General features: G+C 59.8%; 23 protein-coding genes and 1 other RNA gene. 15 read left to right on the top strand and 9 right to left on the bottom strand.

Annotated elements, in window-relative coordinates; translation table 11 throughout:
• Positions 1–113 precede the first annotated feature (113 nt).
• From pilM to H598_RS23880, 9 genes are all read left to right on the top strand, one after another.
• Complete coding sequence (gene pilM, locus H598_RS23870) at positions 114–1,028, top strand: type IV pilus biogenesis protein PilM (RefSeq protein WP_051252627.1); 915 nt, start codon at positions 114–116, stop codon at positions 1,026–1,028.
• Positions 1,015–1,584 carry a PilN domain-containing protein gene (locus H598_RS0109375; RefSeq protein WP_028112797.1) on the top strand — a complete coding sequence of 190 codons (570 nt, stop codon included), beginning with the start codon at positions 1,015–1,017 and terminating at the stop codon, positions 1,582–1,584. Before pilM ends, H598_RS0109375 begins: the two co-directional genes overlap by 14 nt.
• Positions 1,581–2,165: a type IV pilus inner membrane component PilO gene (locus tag H598_RS0109380; RefSeq protein ID WP_028112798.1), complete on the top strand. Its 585-nt coding sequence runs from the start codon at positions 1,581–1,583 to the stop codon at positions 2,163–2,165. Before H598_RS0109375 ends, H598_RS0109380 begins: the two co-directional genes overlap by 4 nt.
• A complete protein-coding gene (locus H598_RS0109385) occupies positions 2,162–2,698 on the top strand; it encodes a pilus assembly protein PilP (protein ID WP_028112799.1) in 537 nt (178 codons plus the stop codon). Before H598_RS0109380 ends, H598_RS0109385 begins: the two co-directional genes overlap by 4 nt.
• Positions 2,698–4,707 (top strand): type IV pilus secretin PilQ, encoded by a 2,010-nt coding sequence (locus tag H598_RS0109390; protein WP_051252628.1) that lies wholly within the window; start codon positions 2,698–2,700, stop codon positions 4,705–4,707. Before H598_RS0109385 ends, H598_RS0109390 begins: the two co-directional genes overlap by 1 nt.
• 148 nt (positions 4,708–4,855) lie before the next feature.
• Positions 4,856–5,371, top strand: a complete 516-nt coding sequence (aroK, locus tag H598_RS0109395; protein ID WP_028112801.1) for a shikimate kinase AroK — start codon at positions 4,856–4,858, stop codon at positions 5,369–5,371.
• A 20-nt stretch (positions 5,372–5,391) separates the two neighbouring features.
• Positions 5,392–6,474 carry a 3-dehydroquinate synthase gene (aroB, locus tag H598_RS0109400; RefSeq protein ID WP_028112802.1) on the top strand — a complete coding sequence of 361 codons (1,083 nt, stop codon included), beginning with the start codon at positions 5,392–5,394 and terminating at the stop codon, positions 6,472–6,474.
• Positions 6,467–7,942: an AAA family ATPase gene (locus H598_RS23875; RefSeq protein ID WP_035415766.1), complete on the top strand. Its 1,476-nt coding sequence runs from the start codon at positions 6,467–6,469 to the stop codon at positions 7,940–7,942. The genes aroB and H598_RS23875 overlap by 8 nt, the downstream gene beginning before the upstream one ends.
• 39 nt (positions 7,943–7,981) lie before the next feature.
• Entirely contained in the window at positions 7,982–8,803 is an 822-nt protein-coding gene (locus H598_RS23880) for a Dam family site-specific DNA-(adenine-N6)-methyltransferase (RefSeq protein WP_035415767.1), read from the top strand.
• Positions 8,804–8,816: 13 nt separating this feature from the next.
• Here the strand turns inward: H598_RS23880 and H598_RS0109415 are convergent, their stop codons facing one another.
• The 3 genes from H598_RS0109415 to H598_RS25515 form a co-directional block, all read right to left on the bottom strand.
• On the bottom strand, positions 8,817–8,996 hold the full coding sequence (locus H598_RS0109415; RefSeq protein ID WP_028112803.1) for a DUF2970 domain-containing protein: 180 nt from the start codon (positions 8,994–8,996) through the stop codon (positions 8,817–8,819).
• On the bottom strand, positions 8,993–9,244 hold the full coding sequence (locus H598_RS23885; RefSeq protein ID WP_035415768.1) for a hypothetical protein: 252 nt from the start codon (positions 9,242–9,244) through the stop codon (positions 8,993–8,995). Before H598_RS23885 ends, H598_RS0109415 begins: the two co-directional genes overlap by 4 nt.
• Positions 9,245–9,362: 118 nt before the next feature.
• On the bottom strand, positions 9,363–10,007 hold the full coding sequence (locus H598_RS25515) for a TorF family putative porin (RefSeq protein ID WP_084144404.1): 645 nt from the start codon (positions 10,005–10,007) through the stop codon (positions 9,363–9,365).
• Between the two features lie 187 nt (positions 10,008–10,194).
• On the opposite strand from H598_RS25515, the gene rpe reads away from it, so the two are divergent.
• The 3 genes from rpe to trpS are packed head-to-tail and all read left to right on the top strand — an operon-like array spanning position 10,195 to position 12,565.
• Complete coding sequence (gene rpe, locus H598_RS0109430; RefSeq protein WP_028112804.1) at positions 10,195–10,869, top strand: ribulose-phosphate 3-epimerase; 675 nt, start codon at positions 10,195–10,197, stop codon at positions 10,867–10,869.
• A complete protein-coding gene (locus tag H598_RS0109435; protein ID WP_028112805.1) occupies positions 10,869–11,567 on the top strand; it encodes a phosphoglycolate phosphatase in 699 nt (232 codons plus the stop codon). The genes rpe and H598_RS0109435 overlap by 1 nt, the downstream gene beginning before the upstream one ends.
• The gene (trpS, locus tag H598_RS0109440) at positions 11,564–12,565 is read left to right on the top strand and encodes a tryptophan--tRNA ligase (RefSeq protein WP_028112806.1); all 1,002 of its coding nucleotides are present in this window, start codon (positions 11,564–11,566) and stop codon (positions 12,563–12,565) included. Before H598_RS0109435 ends, trpS begins: the two co-directional genes overlap by 4 nt.
• Before the next feature lie 52 nt (positions 12,566–12,617).
• Here the strand turns inward: trpS and dolP are convergent, their stop codons facing one another.
• The 4 genes from dolP to H598_RS0109460 are packed head-to-tail and all read right to left on the bottom strand — an operon-like array spanning position 12,618 to position 15,967.
• On the bottom strand, positions 12,618–13,178 hold the full coding sequence (gene dolP, locus H598_RS0109445; RefSeq protein ID WP_028112807.1) for a division/outer membrane stress-associated lipid-binding lipoprotein: 561 nt from the start codon (positions 13,176–13,178) through the stop codon (positions 12,618–12,620).
• A 1-nt stretch (position 13,179) separates the two neighbouring features.
• Entirely contained in the window at positions 13,180–13,770 is a 591-nt protein-coding gene (locus H598_RS0109450) for a phosphoheptose isomerase (RefSeq protein WP_028112808.1), read from the bottom strand.
• An 11-nt stretch (positions 13,771–13,781) separates the two neighbouring features.
• Entirely contained in the window at positions 13,782–14,117 is a 336-nt protein-coding gene (locus H598_RS0109455) for a YraN family protein (protein WP_028112809.1), read from the bottom strand.
• Positions 14,114–15,967, bottom strand: coding sequence for a penicillin-binding protein activator (locus H598_RS0109460; protein WP_245595584.1), 1,854 nt, complete (start codon positions 15,965–15,967; stop codon positions 14,114–14,116). The genes H598_RS0109455 and H598_RS0109460 overlap by 4 nt, the downstream gene beginning before the upstream one ends.
• Positions 15,968–16,027: 60 nt before the next feature.
• On the opposite strand from H598_RS0109460, the gene rsmI reads away from it, so the two are divergent.
• The 3 genes from rsmI to H598_RS23895 all read left to right on the top strand — a co-directional run bounded on the left by rsmI (position 16,028) and on the right by H598_RS23895 (position 19,519).
• Positions 16,028–16,867 (top strand): 16S rRNA (cytidine(1402)-2'-O)-methyltransferase, encoded by an 840-nt coding sequence (gene rsmI / locus H598_RS0109465; RefSeq protein WP_211227282.1) that lies wholly within the window; start codon positions 16,028–16,030, stop codon positions 16,865–16,867.
• A 19-nt stretch (positions 16,868–16,886) separates the two neighbouring features.
• Positions 16,887–17,270, top strand: an RNA gene (gene rnpB, locus H598_RS25525) — RNase P RNA component class A.
• Positions 17,271–17,914: 644 nt separating this feature from the next.
• The gene (locus tag H598_RS23895; protein ID WP_051252630.1) at positions 17,915–19,519 is read left to right on the top strand and encodes a methyl-accepting chemotaxis protein; all 1,605 of its coding nucleotides are present in this window, start codon (positions 17,915–17,917) and stop codon (positions 19,517–19,519) included.
• Positions 19,520–19,593: 74 nt separating this feature from the next.
• Here the strand turns inward: H598_RS23895 and H598_RS0109475 are convergent, their stop codons facing one another.
• Positions 19,594–21,081 carry a SulP family inorganic anion transporter gene (locus tag H598_RS0109475; RefSeq protein ID WP_028112812.1) on the bottom strand — a complete coding sequence of 496 codons (1,488 nt, stop codon included), beginning with the start codon at positions 21,079–21,081 and terminating at the stop codon, positions 19,594–19,596.
• 547 nt (positions 21,082–21,628) lie between these two features.
• Positions 21,629–24,091 carry a S9 family peptidase gene (locus H598_RS0109480; protein ID WP_028112813.1) on the bottom strand — a complete coding sequence of 821 codons (2,463 nt, stop codon included), beginning with the start codon at positions 24,089–24,091 and terminating at the stop codon, positions 21,629–21,631.
• Positions 24,092–24,165 lie beyond the last annotated feature (74 nt).

Genomic DNA, 24,165 nt, shown 5'->3' on the forward strand with positions numbered 1-24,165 from the left:
TGAATGCTCAAAAATCATCAGGCTGAGTTTTGAGCAAGCCGACGCCGGTCTGGCCGGCTTGTGCTACGCTCAAAAGACGCAAACGGAATTGCGGCCGCTCAGGATACAGGTGGATGCTGTCTTTGTTTTCCCGCTCTGCCCCCACTTTCGTTGGGGTCGACATCGGAACCTCCCAAATAAAAGCCGTGGTGTTGGACAACAGCGGCGCGGCCCCCCGCATTGGTCATGCCTGCAGTGTGGCCATCGATCCCAGCGACGGTGCCGACGCCCTGGCGGCGGCCATGAAACGATTGCGACAGCAGTTGCCGGCCGGCAGTGAACGGGGCGCAACGGCGGTCAGTGGTGCCACGGTGATGACCAAGGTGATCACCATGGAGGCCGGCCTCAACGATCTGGAGCTGGAGACTCAGATCGAAATCGAAGCCGATAGCCTGATTCCCTATCCCCTCGACGAAGTGAATCTGGACTTTGAGCGCCTGGATAGCATCGATGGCAACCGGGTCGAGATCCTGCTCAGCGCCTGTCGGCGGGAGGACGTGCATGCCCGGGTGGAGGCGCTGGCGGCGGCGGAGCTGCGCACTGAGGTGGTGGACGTCGAAGCCTACGCGCTGGGGCGGGCCGCCGCCATGATGGTGGTCTCCGAAACGGTGGTGGCCTTGGTGGAGGTCGGCGTCAGCAAGACCTGTGTGGCCATCAACTGCGGTGACCAAACCACGTTTGTGCGTGAGCTGTCACCGGGTTCGAGTGCTCTGGATCCTGACGACAGCGACCCCGATGTGGCGCAGTTGGCCCAGCAGCTGCAGCGTACCTTTCAGATCTACGTTAACGGTGACACCAGCAAGGCCATTGGTCGGGTGTTGATCTGCGGCGCCATGGCGGAATCGTTGCTGGCACCGTTGCAATCCGCCCTGTCCATTCCCTGTTCGTTGGCCGAGCCCAGATCGGTGTCGCTGCCTGAGCCGCTGCCCGCCAGCGCCTACATGGTGGCTTGTGGGCTGGCCCTGAGGGGGAGCGATGGCACACATTAACTTACTGCCGTGGCGAGAGACCCGACGTCAGCAACTGAAACGCCGGTACCTGGGACTGTTGCTGGTGTCAGTGCTGGCGGCGGTGGTGTTGGTGGTGGCGGTAGAGCAGGTGTTGTCGGCGCTGGTGGCGTCTCAGCAGCAGCGCAATCAGTTTTTGCAGCAGCAGATCGGCGAGGTGGAGCGGCGCATCGCCGAGGTGGCCGAGGTACAGCGCCAGTCTGATGCTTTGCATCAGCGGCTGGACCTGATCGTGGATCTGCAGCGTCACCGCAGTGTGCCGGTGCACCTGATGTCGGAGCTGCACCGGGTGGTGGTGCCCGGAGTGTACCTAACCGAACTGATGTTGCAGGGATCGACTCTGCGTCTCAGCGGCTTCTGTGAATCCAACAATCACCTGGCCAACCTGCTGCGCCAGGTGGATGCCTCGCCATGGTTGTTCAATGCCCGAGTACAGGAGATCGTCGCCAGCCGTCAGCAGTCGTTGCGTCAGCACCGTTTTAGCCTGTCGATGTCGCTGTCGGCCCAGCCGCGACCGACCGAGGAGGCGACCCCATGAACCTTGAGCAGTTTAACGAGCTGGATTTTGACAGCATCGGCAGCTGGCCGCCGATGGCGCGCTGGGCTCTGAACCTGATGCTGGTGATGTTAGTGCTGGCGGCGGGGGGCTACCTGTGGATTGGCGAGCGCTACGGCGAGTTGCAGGCCGGCGTTCGCCAGGAGCGGCAGTTGAAGCAGGAGTACCGGGACAAGTATCAGTTTTCCGCTCACCTGGAGCGTCATCAGCTGGAGTTACAACAGACTCGGCTGGAACTGCATCAACTGTTGAGCATGCTGCCGAGCCGGGATGAGATGCCGGGGCTGTTGGATGACGTCACCTTCCTGGCGACTGAAACCAATCTGTCCATTGTCAGCATCGGCTGGCTGCCGGAGCGCACCGGTGAGCTGTATATCGAACTGCCGCTGAGCATCGAACTGCGAGGTGGCTACGTGGAGTTCGGTCATTTTGTGGCTGGAATGGCGGCGCTGCCACGGATCGTTAGCCTGGATGATTTTTCCGTTACCCGGCAGGAGACACAGCTATCGATGAAAGTGGTGGCCACCACCTACCGGTTGTTGGCGTCGGCGGAGGCACCGTGAGCGGCGGTCGGTGGTGGTTGTGGGCAGGGCTGCTGTTGAGCGGTTGCCAGGGGGATACCGGCGATCTGCAGCGGTATCTGGATCAGGTTCATGCCAATCCGCCCCCGTATCAGGGGCGCCCCCGCAGTCTGCCCCACTTCGAACCGGCTCGTTATGATCCAGGCGCAGGCCGCAGTCCGTTTATGGCAGCCCCCATGGTAACGACGTCGGCGGCTCAGACCGCAGATCGGCCCGGTTGCCTGGGCCCGCCCGCCGGAGTGTCTGGCCATCCGCTGCAGGGTGTGGCGCTGGACAGCCTGGTGATGCGGGGCACCCTCAGTGACCGTCATAATCGCTGGGCGCTGCTGGAAACCGCCGATGGTCTGGTGCACCGGGTTCGGAAAGGGGATTTGGTGGGGATCTTTGCCGGGCGGGTGGTGGCAGTGCACGGCGATCGGGTGGAGTTGGTGGAACGGGTCGAGCAGGGGCTGGGCTGTTACGTCGAACGTCAGGCCAGAATCGTGTTGGTGAGTCAGGACAAGGAGCGACTGTGATGAGAGGGCGGGCATTCTGGGCGGCGGTGCTGATGATGATGGCAACCTCGGTGCAGTCGGCGTCATTGCTGCGGGTAACGGTGGCGGATGAACCGGGCAACCAGTTGCAGCTGGGGTTGGAGTTTGATGGCCCCACCCAGACACCCCAGATTCAGTATCAGGCCCAGTCGCAGCAACTGTGGCTGGACTTTGACGGCGCCGAGTCTGCTCTGCCCGACGGGGTGATCGAGGTGGACGCCCAGGGCGTGGAACAACTGCAGGCACGCAACCGGCCCCAGGGGTTAAGGGTGGCACTTCAATTGACGGCGGCACGTCCGTATCAGGGCCGTTGGCAGGGCGATCGTTACCTGCTGACCTTTGCCGACGCCAATGCCGAGGTGGCGGCGCTGCGCCAGGGCAGTGACAGCGCGGTGGCACTGACACAGGTGCGCGGCATCGAGTTTCAGTCGCCTCAGCCTGGCGTGGGGCTGCTGAGTCTGCATCTGAATCAAGCCCTGGGCGGGGTGCAGGTGATTGAACAGGGGCGGGAGGTACGTTTGCTGTTGCCGGACAGCGAACTTGCCGCTGACCAGTTGCTGGTGATGGACGTGTCGGAGCTGGAGACACCGGTACACAGCTATGAAACTTTCTCCGAGCCGGGGCTGACTTCGGTGTTACTCAGAGTCAGTGAGGCGGTGTCGGTGTCCCAGAGCCGCCAGGGGCAGACGCTGCAGATTCGGGTTGCCGGGCAGCGGTCCGAGACCGTGGCCGACACGGCCGTTTATCGGGGCAAACGACTGTCGATGAATTTTCAGGATGTGCCGGTGCGCACCGTGTTGCAGATCATTGCCGAGCATCAGGGGCTGAACCTGGTAACCAGTGATTCGGTGACTGGCAACGTGACCCTGAGGTTGAACGACGTGCCCTGGGATCAGGCGCTGGCGCTGGTGCTCAAGGTGCGGGGCTTGGCCAGCCGGCTGGATGGCAAGGTGCTGCTGGTGGCGCCCAGGGAGGAGCTGGCGGCGCAGCGGCAAAGCGAGTTGCAGCTGCAGCAGGAGGCTCGGCAGTTGGCTCCGCTGGTGGCCCGCCACTATAAGATCAACTACGCCAAGGCCGATGACATCGCTGCCCTGCTCAAGGGGGATTCCGGCAGCAATCGACTGCTGTCGGAACGGGGATCGGCCACGGTGGATGAGCGCACCAACATCCTGTTGTTGCAGGACACCCGGGCCCAACTGCAGGAGGTCGAGGCACTGATTGAGGTGTTGGATGTGCCGGTAAAGCAGGTGGTGATCGAATCAAGGATGGTCAATGTGCGGGACAACGTCGATTCGGAGCTGGGGATCCGCTGGGGGTTGTCGTCGGGTCAGAGTGATGGCTCGTTTTCCGGCAGCATCGAAGGCAATGACAGCATCCGTCAGGGCGTGGTGCCCGCCATCGGCGATCGCCTCAACGTGAATCTGCCGGCGGTGGCCAACAACGCCTCGACTTTTGCGTTTCAGGTTGCCAATCTGGGGGACGAATTCATTCTGGACCTGGAGTTGTCGGCGCTGGAGGCGGAGGATCGGGGTGAGATCATCGCCAGTCCCAGGTTGACCACCTCCAATCAGTACACCGCCTTTATCGAGCAAGGGGAGGAGATTCCTTACGAGGAAAGCACTTCCAGTGGTGCCACCTCGGTGGCCTTTAAGAAGGCGGTGCTGAGCCTGACGGTGACCCCGAGGATCACCTCCGACAACAAGGTCGTGCTGGATCTGCTGGTGACCCAGGATACGCGAGGACGGGAAAGCTCCAGCGGCGAAGTGGGCATCAATACTCAGAGAATTTCCACCCAGGTGCTGGCAAAAAATGGTGAAACCGTGGTACTCGGTGGTATATTTCAGAAACAGGAGTTAAAAACCGTCACTAAGGTCCCTCTGCTGGGGGATATCCCGTACGCGGGCTGGTTGTTTCGCAATACCCGCAACACGGCGATCAAATCGGAACTGCTGATTTTTGTGACACCTAAGATAATCATTGAGCAGTTTTAGCTCCCTGCCTCAGAGGAAGGGTGAGTCTCTATTGCCTTCACCTAGTCTTCCTTGCGATAATCGACGACCAAATTTATGTCACAGTGGTGTTTTAAAGCCATCTGCTGATGGTCGATTAGTTATAGAATTGAGTAATTAGACGTAGAAAATGGCTGAAAAAAGAAACATTTTCCTGATTGGCCCTATGGGTGCCGGTAAGAGCACCATTGGCCGCCATCTGGCTCAAATGCTGCATTTGGACTTTTACGATTCCGATCACGAGATCGAAGCACGCAGTGGTGCGGACATCGCCTGGGTGTTTGATGTTGAAGGTGAAGAGGGCTTCCGTCAGCGCGAAGCCAAGGTGATCGAAGAGCTGACCGAGAAGCAGGGCATCGTCCTGGCGACCGGTGGCGGCTCCGTCAACAGCAAAGACATCCGCAACCGTTTGTCCGCTCGCGGCATCGTGGTGTACCTGGAAACCACCATCGATAAGCAGGTAGCCCGCACCCAGCGCGACAAGCGTCGCCCGCTGCTGCAGGTGGACGATCCGCGTGAAGTGCTGGAGAACCTGGCCGAAGAGCGTAACCCGCTGTACACCGAAGTGGCTGACGTGGTCGTTCGTACCGACGATCAGAGCGCCAAAGTGGTGGCCAGCCAGATCGTAGAACGCCTCGGCTTCTGATCCCAATAAGAAGAGTGACCATGGAACGGATTCAGGTAGACCTGGGGCAGCGCAGCTACCCCATCATGATTGCCGAATCGGTACTGAAACAGCCGGATCTGTTTCAGCCCTATGTTGCCGGCCGCCGTTTACTGGTGGTCAGCAACGACGTGGTTGCTCCGCTCTACCTGTCGACCCTGACCTCGACCCTGGAACAGGCGGGGGCGACGGTCGAGTCGCTGGTGCTGCCCGATGGCGAGCAGCACAAGAATTTAGACAACCTGAATGCCATCTTCACCCGCTTGCTGGAAGCCAACTTTGGCCGTGATGCAGTGCTGGTTGCCTTAGGTGGCGGCGTCATCGGTGACATGGTCGGCTTTGCTGCTGCCTGTTATCAGCGTGGCGTTTCCTTCATTCAGGTGCCCACCACCCTGCTGTCGCAGGTGGATTCCTCGGTCGGCGGTAAAACCGCCATCAATCATCCGTTGGCGAAAAACATGATCGGGGCCTTCCATCAGCCTCAGGCGGTGTTTATCGATACCCTGTGTCTGGCGACGTTGCCGGCGCGGGAGTTTGCGGCAGGGATGGCCGAAGTCATTAAATACGGCATCATCTGGGATCGGGCGTTTTTCGATTGGTTGGCAGAACACGCCAATGCCCTGCAGCATCTCGATAGCCAGTTGATTGCCCGTGCCATTGGTCGCTGCTGCGAGATCAAGGCCGAAGTGGTGGCCGAGGATGAGACTGAGCGCGGTGTCCGTGCCTTGTTGAATCTGGGTCATACCTTTGGTCATGCCATCGAGGCCGATCAGGGGTACGGCGTGTGGTTGCACGGTGAAGCCGTGGCCGCAGGCACTGTGATGGCCGCCAGACTGGCTCATCGCCGCCAGCAGATGACCGACGACGAACTGGCTCAGGTGATCGCCATCCATGGCGCCTACAACCTGCCAGTGACGCCACCTCAGGAGATGGATTTGCAACGCTTCCTGGTGCCGATGCAGCGGGATAAGAAAGTGGTCGCCGGATCGCTGCGTTTCGTGTTGCCGGTTCACCTGGGTCAGGCCGAACTGGTTGCCGACGTGTCGCACCAGGAGCTGGCCGACATCGTCAATGCCAATGGCTGAATCGACGCTGCCCTTCTCTTTGCTGCCCAGCCAGCATGTCCTGCTGGAACGGCTGAAATACCTGATTGAATACGGTGACCATGCGATTCTGTTGCATGGCCGTCCCGGTGTGGGCAAGTCGGTGGTGTCGCGGGCACTGCTGGACAAGGCCGAGGGCTTTAATCAGGGCCTGATTCAGTGCCAGCCACAACCGGACCCGGCCCAGTTGCGGGTGGACATCCTGCAGCAACTGTTTACCAATCCGCTGTTTGATCCCCATGAACCGCTGGTAGACAGCTTTGAACGCATTCTGGCGGACAGCCAGCAGCGGCTGTTTGTGGTGATCGACGATGCCCATTACCTGCCTCAGGTGATTTTGGCTGAGCTGCTGGCCATTCTGCTGGGGCAGGAGCAGCGTCACTGGCGCATGACCCTGGTGCTGGTGTCGCAGCCGGTACTGGTGGAGCACCTGCTGGCGGAGTTGCCGTCGGAGTGCCAACAGCACCTGTTGCCGGTGACCATCGAGCCCTTGTCCCTGGCCGAGCAGAAACAGCTGTACCATCAGCTCACCGGCGATCGCCCTTTAGCGCGTTTTATCAGCCAGATGAGCATCGATGCTCAGTTGCAGCAATCCGATGGCAGTGCCGCGGCGGTGGTGGCTCTGGCTAAGGGGTTGTCCACCGGTAAGGCGATCCCGGTCAGTGCGCTGCGGCATCGGAACTGGATTATGGCCATCGCTACGGTCATTTTGATGTTGATGCTGTGGGTGTGGGTGTCGCCGACGCCGCCGGCAGAGATCGAACCCGAGCATGGTGGTCGCTCCGCCAGCGTTAAGCTGGTTGAAGTGGCCCCGGGCCTGCAGGAAAACCACGCTTCGGCAGCGGAGGCTGTGGAGGGGAAGGGTGTCCCGGGCAACGCCGAAGCAGCCTCAGAGGTGGCCGAGTCGGCGCAGTTGGGACTGGCAGGCGAATGGCAGGCCATTAACCAACCGGCCGCTCCCCTGCCTCAGCGCAAACGGAAACAGGCCGAGGCAGCGGATCCGCTGCTGGAGTCAGCCCGGGCCGGTTTGCAGGAGCTGGAACAGGAGTTGTCCCGGCCTAAGCCTAAGGTGGAGAGCCAGCCTAAGCCGAAGCCGGCGCCGACAGCAACGGCCAAGCCGGTGCTACCGTTGCCGCAACAGCCGCTGATGGAACGCCCGGCCAGCGGTTATACCCTGCAGTTGGCGGTGTACTCCTACCCGCAACTGGCGCAGCGTTACCTTCGCCGCCTGCCCTCAACCGACGGGCTGGCGGTATACAAGAAGCGTCGCGACCCCCAACCTTGGTTTGTGGTGGTCTACGGCGGTTATGTCGATAAAGCGGCGGCTCAGGCGGCCGTGGCAACCTTGCCACAATCGATTCAGGACAGTAAACCCTACGTGAAACCGGTACGGGATGTGCAGCGGGAGTTGCTTGAGCAACTCGATTTAGCTGCGTTTTTATCTGAGTGACGGTAGAATCACGTCTTTTCCACGGTGATTGGCGAGCGAATGAACATTAAGACGCGGGCATTTTTGAAATGGGCAGGCGGGAAGTACTCTCTCGTCGAAGAGATTGCCCGTCGCCTGCCAGACACCGACAGGCTGGTGGAGCCTTTTGTGGGCGCCGGCTCGGTGTTTCTGAACACCGATTATCCCAGTTACCTGCTGAGTGACATCAATCCGGATCTGATCAACCTGTATCAGACCCTGCAGACCGATTCCGATCACTACATTCAGGAAGCGCGGAAGCTGTTTGTGGCCGAGATGAACCACAAGCCGACATACTACGACATGCGCACCCGCTTCAATGCCACCAACGATACCTTCGAGCGGGCGGTGATGTTCCTGTACCTGAACCGCCATGGCTACAACGGCCTGTGTCGTTACAATAAGAAGGGCGGTTTCAACGTGCCCTTTGGCTCCTACAAGCGCCCCTACTTTCCCCAGAAAGAGCTGGAGTTCTTCGCCGAAAAAGCCCAGAAAGCCACCTTTATCTGCGCCGACTATCACGCTACCTTTGCCCAGGTGAATGCCGGTGATGCGGTGTACTGCGATCCGCCGTACCTGCCGCTGTCCAACACCGCCAGTTTCACCAGCTACGCCAGTGGTGGCTTCAACCTCGATGCCCAGCAGGCCCTGGCCCAGTGTGCCTATGACGCCGCCGCCAAAGGGGCGACGGTGCTGATCAGCAACCACGATACCCAGCAGGCCAGAGAGATTTACTGCGATGCGGATCGGCACGAGTTTTTGATGGTGAAACGCACCATCAGCCAGAAAGGGGCCGGCCGTAAGAAGGTCAACGAGATTTTTGCCGGCTACGGTCAGGCCTGAGCGGCGGCGTCGCTCAGTCGAGCACCGCAGACACCACGGCCATCAGTCCGAGCACAAACAACACCACCATCACCACCGCGGTGATCATGTAAGGCAGTGGCGACTGTTGACTGAAATCGTGTTGCCGATTGGCTTCGCTCTGAACTCCCAGCAGGGCGGCGAGCACGCTGGCCACCACCCGCAGCGGATTCATCGCTGCTCCATCGGCGAGTTGGCGTTGTCGGTGTCTTTATGAGTAGTGCGGTACAGCAGTTCCAGCAGATCCACATAGTGAAACTGATTCGAGCCGCTGCTGCCGGCCAGCCAGGTACGCCATTTCAGCGATTCGATGCTGGCATGGGCACACTGGTTGTCACAGTGATGCAGGTTCCACAGTACGGCTGCGCCCGTAGGCAGGGACAGGGTCAACACCAGTAGCCAAATTTTCCGTTTTTTCAGCATGGTTGCTCAGTCCTGGAACATGAAAGGTTACACAGTATAACAACCTGGCCACAAATTGAACACCCTTAATCGAGCCGGTCGGTGACAGAGTCTGTCACCGACCGGTTCATTCGCTGAATCAGTAGCTGAAGGTGACACCGACCACGTAGGTGTCGTCCAACTCCTCGTGGTAGGCGGCGCCGGCATACAGGTCGATGTTGGGGTGCACCACATAGCCGACGGTGGCCATCAGATCGTAGAAGCCGTCGCCCTTGTCCGGTTCGGCGTAGCCGCCGTGGAGGCTGACGTACAGCGGCTCGGTGATGTTGATGTCGTAGTTGACTTCACCGTACCAGGACTCCAGGGTTTGATCGTAGTGCAGGGCGGTACCGATGCCGTACAGATCCAGGCCGACGTGCCATTCGGTGGTGTGGCCACCGACATCGGCGTAGTAGTAGCGGATGGCACCGACATCGACACTGACGTCGTCGTTGATGGCAAAGGTGTAGCCACCGTACCAATCGATTTCGATCTCATCGTCGCCTTCCAGATCATAACTGGAGGCCCAGATTCCGGCATAGAGGCCGCTGTCATGGGCATAATCCACGCCGCCCTGATAGGCCACATCCTCATCGGACAGGGACACACCACGGAAGATGTAGTTGCTCACCAGACTGGCATTTACGCTGATTTCGTGCCCGCCATCCAATTCGACGGCGCAAACACTGGCGGAAGCCATTACCAGAGCGGCAACGGCAGAGGTTTTGAACAGAGTTGTCATCATCCTGACCCTTATTTATCAATTGGCATCAGTGCCATAAAAGCTTGAAAAACGAGTCGGACCTGGGGGGTAGTTATGAAACTAATTACTTTTTATTAACAATGCAAGGGCTTTTTGCCCCTTGGGTCGAATCGGTAATGGGGCTAAAATGAGCGCCAATAGAGTGACTTCAACCCCCCGAGGAAAGCTGATGAGCAAGTTTCTGATCGCTCCGTCCATTTTGTCTGCCGATTTTGCCCGCCTGGGCGAAGAGGTCGAAAAGGTGCTGGCGGATGGCGCCGATGTGGTGCATTTCGATGTGATGGACAACCATTACGTCCCTAACCTGACCATTGGCCCCATGGTGTGCCAGGCCCTGCGTGACTACGGCATTCAGGCTCCCATCGACGTCCATCTGATGGTGAAGCCGGTGGATCGCATCATTCCCGATTTCGCCAAGGCCGGGGCATCGATCATCACTTTCCACCCGGAAGCGTCTGAGCACGTCGACCGCAGCCTGCAGTTGATCAAGAGCCTTGGCTGTCAGGCCGGCCTGGTGTTCAACCCGGCGACGCCGCTGCACTACCTGGATTACGTCATGGACAAGGTGGATGTGATCCTGCTGATGAGCGTCAACCCGGGCTTTGGCGGTCAGTCATTCATTCCGGCCACCCTGGACAAGATTCGCGAAGTGCGTCAGCGTATCGATGCCAGCGGTCGCGACATTCGTCTGGAGATCGATGGCGGCGTGAAGGTCGACAACATCGGTGAGATTGCCGCGGCGGGTGCCGACATGTTTGTGGCCGGTTCCGCCATCTTCGCCAAAGATGACTACAAGGCCGAAATCGACAAAATGCGTGCCGAACTGGCTAAGGTCGCCGGCTAATGACGGACTTCTCTGCCATCAAGGGCATAGGCTTCGATCTGGACGGCACCCTGGCGGACAGTGTGCCGGATCTGGCGGTGGCCTGTGATGCAGCCTTAAAACAGTTTAATCTTGGGGGCTGCACCGAGGCGCAAGTGCGCCACTGGGTCGGCAATGGTGCCCGGGTGTTGGTGCAACGGGCGTTGGAGTCGGTGATGACATCGCCGTCCGAGGCGCTGGTTTCCGAAGCACTGGCGGCGTTTGAGTGTCATTATCAGGCCACCAATAACCGCGGCAGTCGCCTTTATCCGGGCGTGGCTGACACCCTGGAAGTGCTGGCGCGTCGTGGCTATAAGATGGCGGTGATCACCAACAAGCCGATGCAGTTTGTGCCCGAACTGCTGGAGTCGCTGGGCATTGCCCACTACTTCAGTCAGTGCCTGGGAGGCGACTCGCTGGCCGAGAAAAAACCGTCGCCGCAACCCTTGCACCATGTGATGGGGCAGTGGCAACTGCCGGCCTCGGCGTTCCTGATGGTGGGAGACAGTCGCAACGACATTCTGGCTGCCGAGGCAGCCGGAGTGGCCAGTGTCGGCCTCAGCTACGGTTACAATTACGGCGAGGACATTCGCCTGAGCCAGCCAACGCTGGCTCTGGATCATTTTGAAACTCTGCTGGCGCACCTGCCAGCGCAAACAGAAGAGAGCACAAGGGTATGACTAAACCTGTCGTTTTGAGCGGCGCCCAGCCGTCCGGCGAACTGACCATCGGCAACTACATGGGGGCGCTGCGTCAGTGGGTCAAACTGCAGGAGAGCCACGATTGCCTGTTCTGTATTGTTGATCAGCACGCCATTACCGTGCGTCAGGATCCCGAGGCACTGCGTAAGGCTTGCCTGGATACCCTGGCCCTGTACCTGGCGGTAGGGATCGATCCGAACAAGAGCACGGTGTTCGTGCAGTCCCATGTGCCGGAGCACGCGCAGTTGGCCTGGGTGCTGAACTGCTACACCCAGATGGGTGAGCTGAACCGCATGACCCAGTTCAAGGACAAGTCTCAGAAGCACGCCAGCAACATCAACGTTGGCCTGTTCAGCTACCCGGCACTGATGGCGGCCGACATCCTGTTGTACCAGGCCGATGAGATTCCGGTGGGCAGCGATCAGAAGCAGCATCTGGAACTGACCCGCGACATCGCCGCTCGGTTCAACAACGTCCATGGTGACATCTTCACCATTCCTGAGCCGTTCATTCCGCCGGTGGGCGCTCGAGTGATGAGCCTGCAGGATCCGACCAAGAAGATGTCCAAGTCCGATGACAACAACAACAACGTCATCGGCTTGCTGGAAGATCCGAAGAAGGTCACTAAGAAGATCAAGCGAGCGGTGACCGACTCTGATGAGCCGCCAGTGGTGCGTTTCGATATCGACAACAAGCCTGGTGTGTCTAACCTGCTGAGTATCCTGTCCGGTGCGACCGGCAAGAGCTTTGAAGAGCTGGAAGCGGAGTTTGAAGGCAAGATGTATGGCCACCTGAAAGGCGCGACTGCCGAGGCAGTCGTGGCCATGTTGGAGCCGTTGCAGGAGCGCTACACCGCCATTCGTAATGACCAGGCCTATCTGGAGCAGGTGATGCGCGATGGCGCCGCCGCCGCTCGGGAACGTGCCGCCAAGACCCTGAAGCAGGTGTATCAGGCCATCGGTTTCCCGGTGCTGTAAGGGTCAGACACAAAAAAGCCGGGCAGCTGCCCGGCTTTTTTTATGCCTGAGATCAGAGGAACTCGAACACCTTGACCACCTTGCGCACTCCGGCGGTATTGCGGGCAATTTCTACCGCTTTCTCGGCTTCCTCCCGGGTCACCAGGCCCAGCAGAAACACCTCGGCGTTTTCGGTGATGACCTTGACCCGGGTGCTGTCGAACTCGTCGGCGGTCAGCATGCGGCTTTTCACCTTGGTGGTGATCCAGCTGTCGTTGCTGATGGTGCTAAAGCCCACCGGGTTGCCGATGCGCACCTGGTTGTGTACCACCCGCACCTCCCGCAGGGGGCGCACCAGTTCAACGGCTTTGCTGCGCAGCATCTCGTTGGGCGCCTGCCCCACCAGCAGTATCGCCTGGTTCATGCTGATGGCGGTGATGTGGGTCTGGTTCTTGATGCCGTCATCGGCGCTCAGGGCGTTGTTGACCTTCACCTCCAGGGTTTGGTCATCAAACTGACTGCCCACACTGCGGCGATCGTTGAGCATCATCGCCCCGCCGACGGTGCCCACGACCACGGCGCCGGCACAGCCATTCAGGATCAGGACGATGAGCGCCATTACCCCCCAGCGCATATCAATCTTCCTGTTGCGGGAACAGGGTGCGATCGATGGAGTCGCACAGGCAGTGAATCGCCAACAGGTGCACCTCCTGAATGCGGGCGGTGCGATTGCTCGGCACTCGAATCTCCACATCCCGGTCGGACAGCAGGCCAGCCATGGCACCGCCGTCTTTACCGGTGAGGGCGATGATGGTCATGTCGCGGTTGACCGCCGCTTCCATCGCCTTGATGACGTTGTCGGAGTTGCCACTGGTGGAGATCGCCAGCAGGATGTCGCCGGGCTGACCCAGGGCGCGTACCTGCTTGGAGAACACCTCGGAGTAGCTGTAGTCGTTGGCGATGGAGGTCAGGGTTGACGAATCTGTGGTCAGGGCGATGGCCGGCAGGCTTGGACGCTCGGTCTCAAACCGGTTCAGCAATTCGGAAGAGAAGTGCTGCGCATCGCCGGCACTGCCACCGTTGCCGCAGGTCAGAATCTTGTTGCCATTGAGCAGGCATTGCACCATGGCGCCCGCGGCTTTTTCCAGTGACTCCGGCAGCGCCTCCAGGGCGTCAATTTTGGTCTGGATGCTTTCGGTGAAACTCTCTTTAATCCGCTCTAGCATGGATAACCCTCTTAAAATGCATTTTGAATCCAGTCGATGCGATCGCCCACTACGGTAACCACATCGAAGCGGCAGGGACGGTCATTCCAATCCCGCTGCTGTAAAAATAGGGCTGCGGTCTGGCGCAGTCGTCGTTGTTTGGCCTGGGTAACGGCGCCAATGGCGCCGCCAAAGCCCGGAGTCTGGCGGTATTTTACCTCAATAAACACCAATTCGTTACGCTGTTGCATCACTAAATCCAACTCACCTATTCGGCAGTGGAAGTTGTGGGCCACCGGCGTCAGGCCACGCTGTTGCAACCAGGTTTGCACCTGCTGCTCAACGATTTGACCTTTTTCCCGGCTCATTGTTCAGCGCGTAACTTGCCGCGGCGGTATTGAGCCCAGCCCAGCTGACGGCTGAGAACGCCCTTATCGGTGACCGCTAACTGCCCCGACAGCCCTTGAACCCGGTAGCCGGAGAACACCCGCATCTGTGCCAGGCGGTCGATCAGGGCCCAGCTGTCGTGGCCCATGGCGTACAGGCGCAACTGACTGTCGCTGCGATCCGGCCACAGAGTGTGGACCTGCTGGCGATTGGTGGTGTTGCCCAGCAGCCACGGCATGTCACTGACGTACAAGCCATCGAGCTCGCCTCGAGCCTGACGGCTGTCGCTGCGGGCATTGGCGCGACTGCTGGTGTACAGCTGTGGGGGCTCGGCGAACACCGCGATGTTGACGTCGATAAACGGCTTCAGCAGCCTAACCTCGTTGACGTCGGCCACCACGAAGATGGCGTCGATGTCGCGGCGGGAGCGGAAGTCGGCAATGGTCTTGTTGCCAAAGGCCTGTTTCACTTCGGCAATTTGAGCCAGGCTGGCATCCACCAGCAGCGCGCTGCGAACCGCCGCCTGCATGGTATCGGTGCGATCAAAGTAGTGTACTTCCACCGGCTTGCTGGTGAGGGTCTGCCAGGTGGCATCGAACTCCCTGGCCATGCGCCGGCCCACCGATGAGGCGGGAGCCAACACCAGTGGCGTGGTGCGTCCGTCCTGATACAGGCGTTCGGCCACGTGCATCGCTTCCTCTTCCGGCGACAGGGCGAAGAAGAAGTGGTTGTCTTCGTTATTGAACTCGATGCCCGGTTGATTGAGCATCAGCATCGGCAACTGCGGATCGGCGATGGCCATCACCTTGTCGACATTGGTTTTCAGCAGCGGGCCGATGATGAACTCGGCGCCGTCGCTGACCGCCTGTTGATAGGCGTCGGCCGCATCCAGCTTGCCGGTGTCGTAGAAGCGCACCTGACGGCCGGTTTCCTGCTCCAGGGCCCGGGCCAGGATGCCATCCTGAATCGACTTGGCCTGGGCGGCCACTCGGCCACTCAGGGGCAGCAGCACGGCTACGGCCTGGGGCCGGTAAGGCTGTACTGTCAGGGCCAGTTGCAGATCCGCCGGCAGATTACGGGCCGCCGGGTGCTGCGGATTATCCCGTTGCCAGCGGGCCAACTCGCCCACCAGGGTCGAGGGTTGAATGGCGAAATGCTTGGCCAGCCACGCCAGTTCCAGCCAGCCGCGCCACAGCGGATCCTGAGACTCGCCGATGGCGGTTCTCAGCTGGGTTTCATCGGCCTGGCCCAGGCTTTGCCACAGGCTGTCCTGGCTTTGCTGGCGTTCCCCCTTGGGCTGGTAGCGGGACAGGGTGTAAAACGATGCCGCCGCCGGTAGCGGTGCCGCCGACGCCTGGTACAGCTCACCTTTCAATCGGTAGTAGTGTTGCCACTGGGCGTTGCTCAGGGGCCAGTTCAGGGGCCAGTCCAGCAGAGTCAGGGCTTCGGCGCGTTTCTGAGCCGCCATCGCCTGTTCACTGAGCAGCAGCCGGTATTCCGCCTGTAACTGGGGGGCCTGGCCCAGACGCGACTCCAGCCCAGTCAGGATCTGAGCGGCGTCGGCCAGATCCCCCTGTTCGGTGTAGGCCCGGGCTGCCAGCAGCAGCCAGCGCTGCTGTTTGTCGCCCTCAGCCTGGCTGGCTTGTTGCAGGTAATACTGCGGCGTGTCGGTGACCACCCCCAGCTCAACCTGAGTCTTTGGCGCCGACGTCGGGGCGCTGGGGCCCGAGGCGCAGGAGGCCAGCAGCATGGTCAAAGCCAACAGACTGGCGGTTTTTGCCAGTTTTGAGGAGAAGTTTTTCAACACCGGAACCCACTCTGATAAAATCACAGCCAATAGTGTAACCCTCTGTCGATGCTAAACCAATCAACAGTCACCAAGAGTTTATCCATGGAATCCAAGCCAACGCTCTACATCGTGCCAACCCCCATTGGCAATCTGGACGACATTACCCAGCGCGCGCTGACGGTGTTGGCTCAGGTGGATCTGATCGCCTGTGAAGATACTCGCCACAGCGGCAAGTTGCTGAGTCACTTTGGTATTAAAACCAAAACCTTGTCGGTTCACGACCACAACGAACGGCAACGGGCGCAGTGGCTGATCAGCAAGCTGGACAGCGGCGAGTCCATTGCCCTGGTGTCGGATGCCGGTACGCCGCTGATCTCCGATCCGGGCTATCACCTGGTGTCTCAGGTGCGCGCCGCCGGCCACCCGGTGGTGCCGCTGCCGGGCCCCTGTGCCGCCACCACCGCCCTGTGCGCGGCGGGGCTGCCGTCAGACCGCTTCAGTTTTGAAGGTTTTTTGCCGGCCAAGAGTAAGGGCCGTCAGGATAAGCTGCAGGCGCTGTTGCAGGAGCCTCGCACCATGATTTTCTACGAATCGCCCCGGCGGGTGCTGGATACTCTGGCTGACGTGGTGGCGGTACTGGGGCCGGATCGGGACGTGGTGCTGGCGCGGGAGATCACCAAGACCTTTGAGACCATCGAAGGACGGCCGGCGGCGCAGCTGCTGGAATGGTTGCAGGAAGACGACAACCGTACCCGTGGTGAGATGGTGCTGATGATTGCCGGTTTCCGCATGCAGGACGATACCCTGCCGGCGGAGACGGTGAAAGCGCTGAAACTGTTGGCGCAGGAGTTGCCTTTGAAGAAGGCCGCTGCCATCACCGCCGAACTGTTCGGTCAGAAAAAGAACGCTCTGTACAAGTATGGCTTGGAGCAGGGCTGGTAGCGGGGTATACTCCCGCCTCGGAGTTGGCTAGGCAATCGCTGCCTCGTCGTTGTGTTCCTCTTTCGGGAGGGGCAGACGGGCGAGGGGGAGGAAAGTCCGGGCTCCACAGGGCAGGGTGCCAGGTAACACCTGGGAGGCGTGAGCCTACGACCAGTGCAGCAGAGAGCAGACCGCCGATGGCTCCTTCGGGAGCACAGGTAAGGGTGAAAGGGTGCGGTAAGAGCGCACCGCGCGGCTGGCAACAGTTCGCGGCACGGTAAACTCCACCCGGAGCAAGACCAAATAGGGGTTCATTGGTGCGGCCCGCACTGAACCCGGGTAGGTTGCTTGAGCCCAGGAGCGATCCTGGGCCTAGAGGAATGATTGTCCACGACAAGACCCGGCTTATCGGCCAACTCCAACCTACATTAGAAAAACCGCATCACCGTCAGGTGATGCGGTTTTTTGTTTTTTTTGGGAGAAATTGGCTCAGGTGGCCGCAGGCAACGGCGGCGGTGCCGGGGAGAGCGTCCACTCCGCTAACATAAGAGCGGCGGCTTATGGGCCAACGCCAACCTACAATAGAAAACCCGCTGATTCGACAGAGTCAGCGGGTTTTTGTTTAAAAGGGATTTACCCTGATGGCCGCAGGCAACAGCAGCGGTGCCGGGGAGAGTGTCCACTTCGCTAACATAAGAGCGGCGGCTTATGGGCCAACGCCAACCTGCAACTGAAAACCCGCTGATTCGACAGAGTCAGAGGGGGTTTTCCTCTGTGACGGGCACCGGGTGAGTTGTGGGATCGGTACAGCGAACGGCTTGGTGGTGTGGATGTTTCTTCAAGATAGATTGGCGCTTCGGATCTCAAAATGGGGAAAAACATGATCCAGCTCGGCTTTGGTGTGGCGGGATCGTGGTACAACTCACATTGAAAAATTGAACCCGCTTCACAGAGTGGCGTTCAATCCACATTTTGCACTTACATGGATGGTGCATACGGTCGATATCAAGATTTGTATGCCAGAAGAATCAAAGGCGGCAGTCGATCGCCGATAAAGGAGAGGTGTTCATGGCGAACCAACTTAATCAGTGGCTTCATCAGTGTTTTAGGGCCGTCGGTATTCGGTCGGTTAAACGTCAGTTTTTGGTGATTTATGCCCTGCTGTTCCTGTTGGCATCGGTCAATGCGGTGATGTTGTACGCCACTTCAGGCAATAGTGCCGAGATGATCAATGTCGCCGGGGCACAGCGAATGTTAAGTCAGCGCTATGCCAAGGAGGCGCTGCTGGTGGTGCAGGGCGGAGTCGATCACGCTGCCCTGGACAAAACTGTGGCCCGATTTGAGCGGGCCCATCGCCTATTGCTGGAGGGGGACGCCAATCGAGGCCTGCCACCGGTATCGGAACCCGCCATTGTGCAGCAGTTGAATCGAGTCGGGGAGTTTTGGAGTAGCTATCGTCAGCAGGTGGATGCCTATTTAATGGCGCCGTCGCCTCAGCAGCTGCCTCAGATTCAGGAGTTGTCGGTACAGGTGCTGAAAAACATGCATCAGGCGGTGGGGATGATGGCCTCGTCGGCCAATGCCACGGTAGCCTTGCAACAGCAGGTGGCTCTGGGCACCTCGGTGGCCATTTTGCTGATGGTGTTGCTGGGGCAGTGGTATGGCCGTTGCAGTCTGATTGAGCCCTTGGCTCAGATGGCCGTGGCGTTGCAGAAAGTCGGCCGGGGTGAGTTCTCCCACCCTATTGCCGCCACGGTGATCAGTCAAGACAACGAACTGGAGCAGCTGCACAGCGCTTACAACAGTATGTTGAGTCAGGTCAGTGCCCTATTGACCCGAATTCAGACGGTGACCGAACAGGTCGAGCAGCGGGCGTTGTCGGTTCGGCAAACCGCATTAACTGCCAGTGAAGGCATGACCCGTCAGTCTGATGAAGTGGCGCGCATTGCCCAGTCCATGAACGAGATGAATCTTACCGTGCACCATGTTACCAGTAACATTGCTCAGGCGTCGGAAGCTGCCACTCGGGCCGATGGTGAAGCCCACCTGGGCTCAGAAACGGTGGCGGACACCGCGGTAAGCATCAATGCCATGGCCTGCCAGGTGGACTCGGCCTCAGAGGAACTGTTGAAACTGGAGCAAGAGAGTCGCCAAGTGGGACGGGTACTGGAGGTGATCACCGGCATTGCCGAGCAGACCAACTTACTGGCGCTGAATGCCGCCATTGAAGCAGCACGGGCCGGAGAGCAGGGGCGTGGCTTTGCGGTGGTGGCCGATGAAGTCCGTTCCCTGGCGCAAAAAACCCAGCAGTCTACCGAGGAGATTGGCAACATCGTTCGGCGTCTTCAGAGCCAGGCTCGCAACGCAGTGTCTGTTATGGGGGAGAGTCGCGATCAGGCCCAGGGGAGTGTTCAGAAAACCGAACAGGCCAATGAAGCTCTGGGAAAAATCGTGACGTCGGTGTCGGTGATAAGCGATATGAATCGACAGGTTGCAACTGTGGCGGAGCAGCAAAGCGCGGTGGCCGAGGAGATGGATGCCAGCATGGTGAACGTGTCCAGTCTGGCTCAGGATACCTCCCAGGCGGCGGCCCGTATGCTGGCATCGGCGCAGCAGATTGAGCAGGAGATGCAGGAGCTGCACGGCCTGGTGGCGCGCTTTACTCACTTGTAATTATGCCGGCTCTCCGGTTCCGGGGAGCCGGCCTGTTGTCCGGTTCTGGGCAATCGCCGGGCGTCGCCCCGGATTTAGTGCCCGGCCAGCAGCGCGTCCGCCTGCTCCGGTTTATGGTGCACGGCCAGTTTGTCGATGATGGCCTGGGTGGCCGGGTTCATCCCTTCCAGGTTGACCGTGGCGCCCTGGCGCCGAAACTTGATCACTACCTTGTCCAGTGCCGACACGGCGCTGATGTCCCAGAAGTGGGCCTGGGACAGATCCAGGGTGACGGTCTCCACTGTCTCTTTGAAGTCGAAGCCTTCCATAAAGTGGTCTGCCGAGGCAAAGAACACCTGGCCGATCACCTGATATTCCCGCATCGACGGCTGCGGAGTCTGGCGTTTAACCACCATCAACCGGCTGATCTTATGGGCGAAGAACAACGAGGCCAGCAGCACGCCGACAAACACGCCCAGCGCCAGGTTGTGGGTCAGCACCACGATGCAGACGGTGGTCACCATCACGACGTTGGTGGACAGCGGATGCTGTTTCATCTGGGTAATGGAACGCCAGGAGAAGGTGCCGATGGCCACCATGATCATCACCGCCACCAGCGCGGCCATGGGGATCTGTTGTAACCACGGCCCCAGAAACACCACCATCAGCAACAACCAGGCGCCGGCTGCCAGTGACGACAGCCGGCCGCGGCCGCCGGACTGAATGTTGATGATCGACTGGCCGATCATGGCGCAACCGGCCATGCCGCCAATCAGTCCGGTGAGGATGTTGGCCATCCCCTGGCCCTTGCACTCGCGGTTTTTGTCACTGGCGCTGTCGGTCAGCTCGTCCACGATGGTGGCGGTCATCATCGATTCCAGCAGGCCCACCACCGCCAGTGCCGCCGAGTAGGGCAGGATGATCAGCAGGGTGTCCAGGGTCAGAGGCACATCCGGCCACAGCAAAACCGGCAGGGTATCCGGCAATTGCCCCATGTCGCCGACGGTACGAACATCGATATGAAACACCATGGCGGTGGCGGTCAGCACCACGATGCACACCAAGGGGGAGGGGAGGGTTTTGCCGATGAGCGGCAGGTAGGGAAACAAGTAGATGATCGCCAGTCCGGCGGCCGTCATCAGGTACACCTGCCAGGAGGCACCGGTCAGTTCCGGTAGTTGCGCCAATAGGATCAGGATTGCCAGTGCGTTGACAAAGCCGGTGACCACAGAGCGGGACACAAACCGCATCAGGCTGCCAAGCTTAAGGTAGCCACAGCCGATTTGCAGGACGCCGGTGAGCACCGTGGCGGCCAGCAGGTACGCCAGGCCATGTTCTTTGACCAGGGTGACCATCAGCAAGGCCATGGCGCCGGTGGCGGCAGAGATCATGCCGGGCCGACCGCCACTGAAGGCGATGACCACCGCAATGCAGAAGGAGGCGTACAGCCCGACTTTCGGGTCGACGCCGGCGATGATGGAGAAGGCGATGGCTTCGGGAATCAGGGCCAGGGCGACCACAATGCCGGCCAAAAGGTCGGCGCGAGTGTTGGAAAACCAGTGGGTTTTTAGGTGTTTTAGCATGAATATTCCAGGTTGCACACAGCCGCACGCCCTCCAGAAAGCCTGGAAGCGACTCGGTGTGTTAACAAAAGTGACGGGCACAACAAACCCTGCAGCGAGGTGCAGTCAGTCGCAGAGGACCAGAGTGTGTGGCGCGTGAATTGGCAATGAGTGCCGAGGGGGAGGATGAATTAAGGCGGCGTAATGGACACGGGGATCGAATCGTTCTCTTGTGGATTGTGGGGGCCGCAGTGTAGCAAAAGTCGCGGTGAAGCGTCCATGTGAAATGCGGGTCACCTTCCGGGTTAGCCGGGCTAACGCCTCGAACGATTTATCCTGCTGCCGGTGTCGCCGCAGTGTTGTTGCGGGCAAAAAAGAAAATGCCCCACCAACTCCGTGGCGGGGCAAAAGTAGGACGAACACAACCATTCAAGGTAGTCACAGTGTCAGTGACAGTTTCAACTTAACGTGGTGTGATTAAATATTCAACATTTTAAAATAAATATTTAACCTTTTTTAAACCACATTTCAGTCATTGTCATTAATAGTCACCCGTGACTGCGTTTTGCTAGGGGTTGAGATTTTCCTCGAACAACTCAAAAATGCGTCGATATTCATCCAGCCAACTGGAAGGCTGGCGGAATCCATGCGGCTCCACCGGGTAGATGGCGGTCTCAAACGTCGGCTTTTCCAGTTCAATCAGGCGCTGCACCAGGCGAACGCTGTCCTGGAAGAATACGTTGTCGTCCAGTACGCCGGTCATGATCAGCAGCGGTTTCTCCAGCCCCTGGGCAAACTCGATGGGCGAGCTGCGTTCGTAGGCGATGGGATCGACCTGCGGCGTATTGAGAATGTTGGAGGTGTAGCCGTAGTTGTAGTGGGCCCAGTCGGTGACCGGCCGCAGGGCGGCACCGGCCTGAAACGCCTGAGGCTGGGTAAATAGGGCCATAAAGGTCAGAAAGCCGCCGTAGGATCCACCGTAGGTGCCGACGCGCTGCTCATCCACCTGCAGCGCCTGGGCCATCCAGTTGACCCCATCGAGCATGTCTTCCACCTCGCTGTGGCCCATGTTGCGGTAGATGGCGGTGCGCCAGTCGCGGCCATAGCCCTTGGAGCCGCGGTAATCGATGTCCATCACCACGTAACCCTGCTGAGCCAGCAGGTTGTGGAACATGAACTCACGGAAATAGCCGGACCAGCCATAGTGGGCATTCTGCAGGTAGCCGGCACCGTGATTGAAGATCACCGCCGGATAGCGGCCCTGCCGCTTCTTGCTGTCGTTCTGTGGACGGTAGATGCGGGCGTACACCGGTTTGTCCTGATGGCTGGAGGGGATGGCGACCACTTCTGGCGTTTGCCAGGCGTAATCAAGAAACGCGTCGCTGCTGGTGTGAGTCAGCTGGCGGGCCTGGCCGCCAATGGGCTGAATGAACAGCTCCGGCGGGCGGGTGCGGCTGGAGGCGCTCAGCAGCAGCTGGCTTTCGTCCGGGCTGAGCCGGTAGTCCAGTCCCCCTTTGAGGTCGGTCAATTGCTGAATGTCGCCGCTGGCGGTGGCCACGCTGAACACCTCGTACTGGCCCGGGTGGTTGGCGTTGGCCTTAAACAGAAACTGGCTGCCATCGCGGCTCTGGGTCAGGTTGGAGACCACGTACTGCCCCTGGGTCAGGGCACGGGCCTTGCCATTCAGCGGCTTCAGATACAGCTGCGAGTAACCGGACTCCTCAGACAGGTAGTACAGCGATTCGCCATCGCGGCTCCAGCCAAACTCATTGTGGGTGTAGTTGACCCAGGCGTCGTCATGGAGTCGATGCTGACTGGTCAGGGTGCCCCGCTGCAGATCGACGGTGGCCAGCCAGCGATCCTTGTTGTCGGCACCGGCCTCCACCATCACCGCCAGCTTGCTGCCGTCCGGTGACCACTGAATGGCGCTCTGCTCCCAGCCCCAGTCCTGCATCAGCCGCAGGGTGCGCAGCGCCTTGGTCGACTGGTATTTTTCGCCATTGCGGGCGGCATTTTCCCGCTTCACCTCGGCCAGAACGTCGGCGTCGAAACCGGGCAGTCCTTCCCAGCTGACGTCGGTATGCTGGCCGGTGTCAGTATCCAAAATCACCAGTCGCTGCGAGGCCACTTCGGCTTCGGCGACCCGGGCGCGGGCTTTGACCGCCTCGACGTAGCCGCTTTTATCCAGGTAGTTGGGCATGATGTCGTGGTCTTTGCGCCAACTGCCGTCTTTGTCGGTGACCACCGCCAACAGGTAGCGCCCTCGAGGAGACGGGCTCAGGGTTACCAGCTTTTCGCTGCCATTGAGGTAGAACGGGCGCGGCGCCAGGGTCGGATCCGCCTGTTGACGCTGCTGCTGACGTTGGGCCTTGTCGGCGGCATCTAGGTACTGCTTGTCGACGTAGCGGATCAGCCGCTTCTGTTGCTGGGCCAGGTAACTGTCCGGCACCTTGGTGGCATCCGGTTTCTGGCCGAACACCAATTCGCTGTGCAGCCGGGTCAGGCCTGAGCTGGGATCTATGCGAAACAGCTTATTGCCACGGCGGATCAGCAGTTGGTTGTCCAGGGTAAAGCTGAAGTCATCCAGGGCACTGCTGTCCCGGGTCAGCTGACGCGGGCTACCGTCGGGAAGATCCATCACCATCAGGTTGCCTTCGTACAGCCAGGCGGCCAGTCGACCGTCTTCGCTCAGGCGCTTGTATTCGGCCCGGTGCCACTGTGGGTAGGCCAGGGCCTCGGTGTGGCCTTGAATGTCCACAAAAAACGGTACGCTCAGTTCAGAGCCGGCCTGTTTCTGCCAGTAAAAGAGGCCACTGCCGTCCAGGGCCCAGCTGGGGTCTTGCGGGGCGTTGCCCATCCAGTCCGGGTTGGCCATGATCCGCTTCAGGGTCAGGGGTTGGTCAACGGTCAGTGGTGCCAGTGCCGGCAGGGTGACGGCGGTGGCGGGGGAGGGGTCGGTGAAGGTGGGGGTGACCGAGGCGCAGGCCGTCACCAGGCTGAGCGTGCAACCCAGTCCAATCCATTTTTTCATTGTTGTGTTTCCTTCATGGGGGATAACTGTGGGTTATATCACACCTTGAAGGGCAGCTTAAAAGTTCGCGCCGG

The organism is Ferrimonas kyonanensis DSM 18153, assembly GCF_000425405.1.
Classification (GTDB): domain Bacteria; phylum Pseudomonadota; class Gammaproteobacteria; order Enterobacterales; family Shewanellaceae; genus Ferrimonas; species Ferrimonas kyonanensis.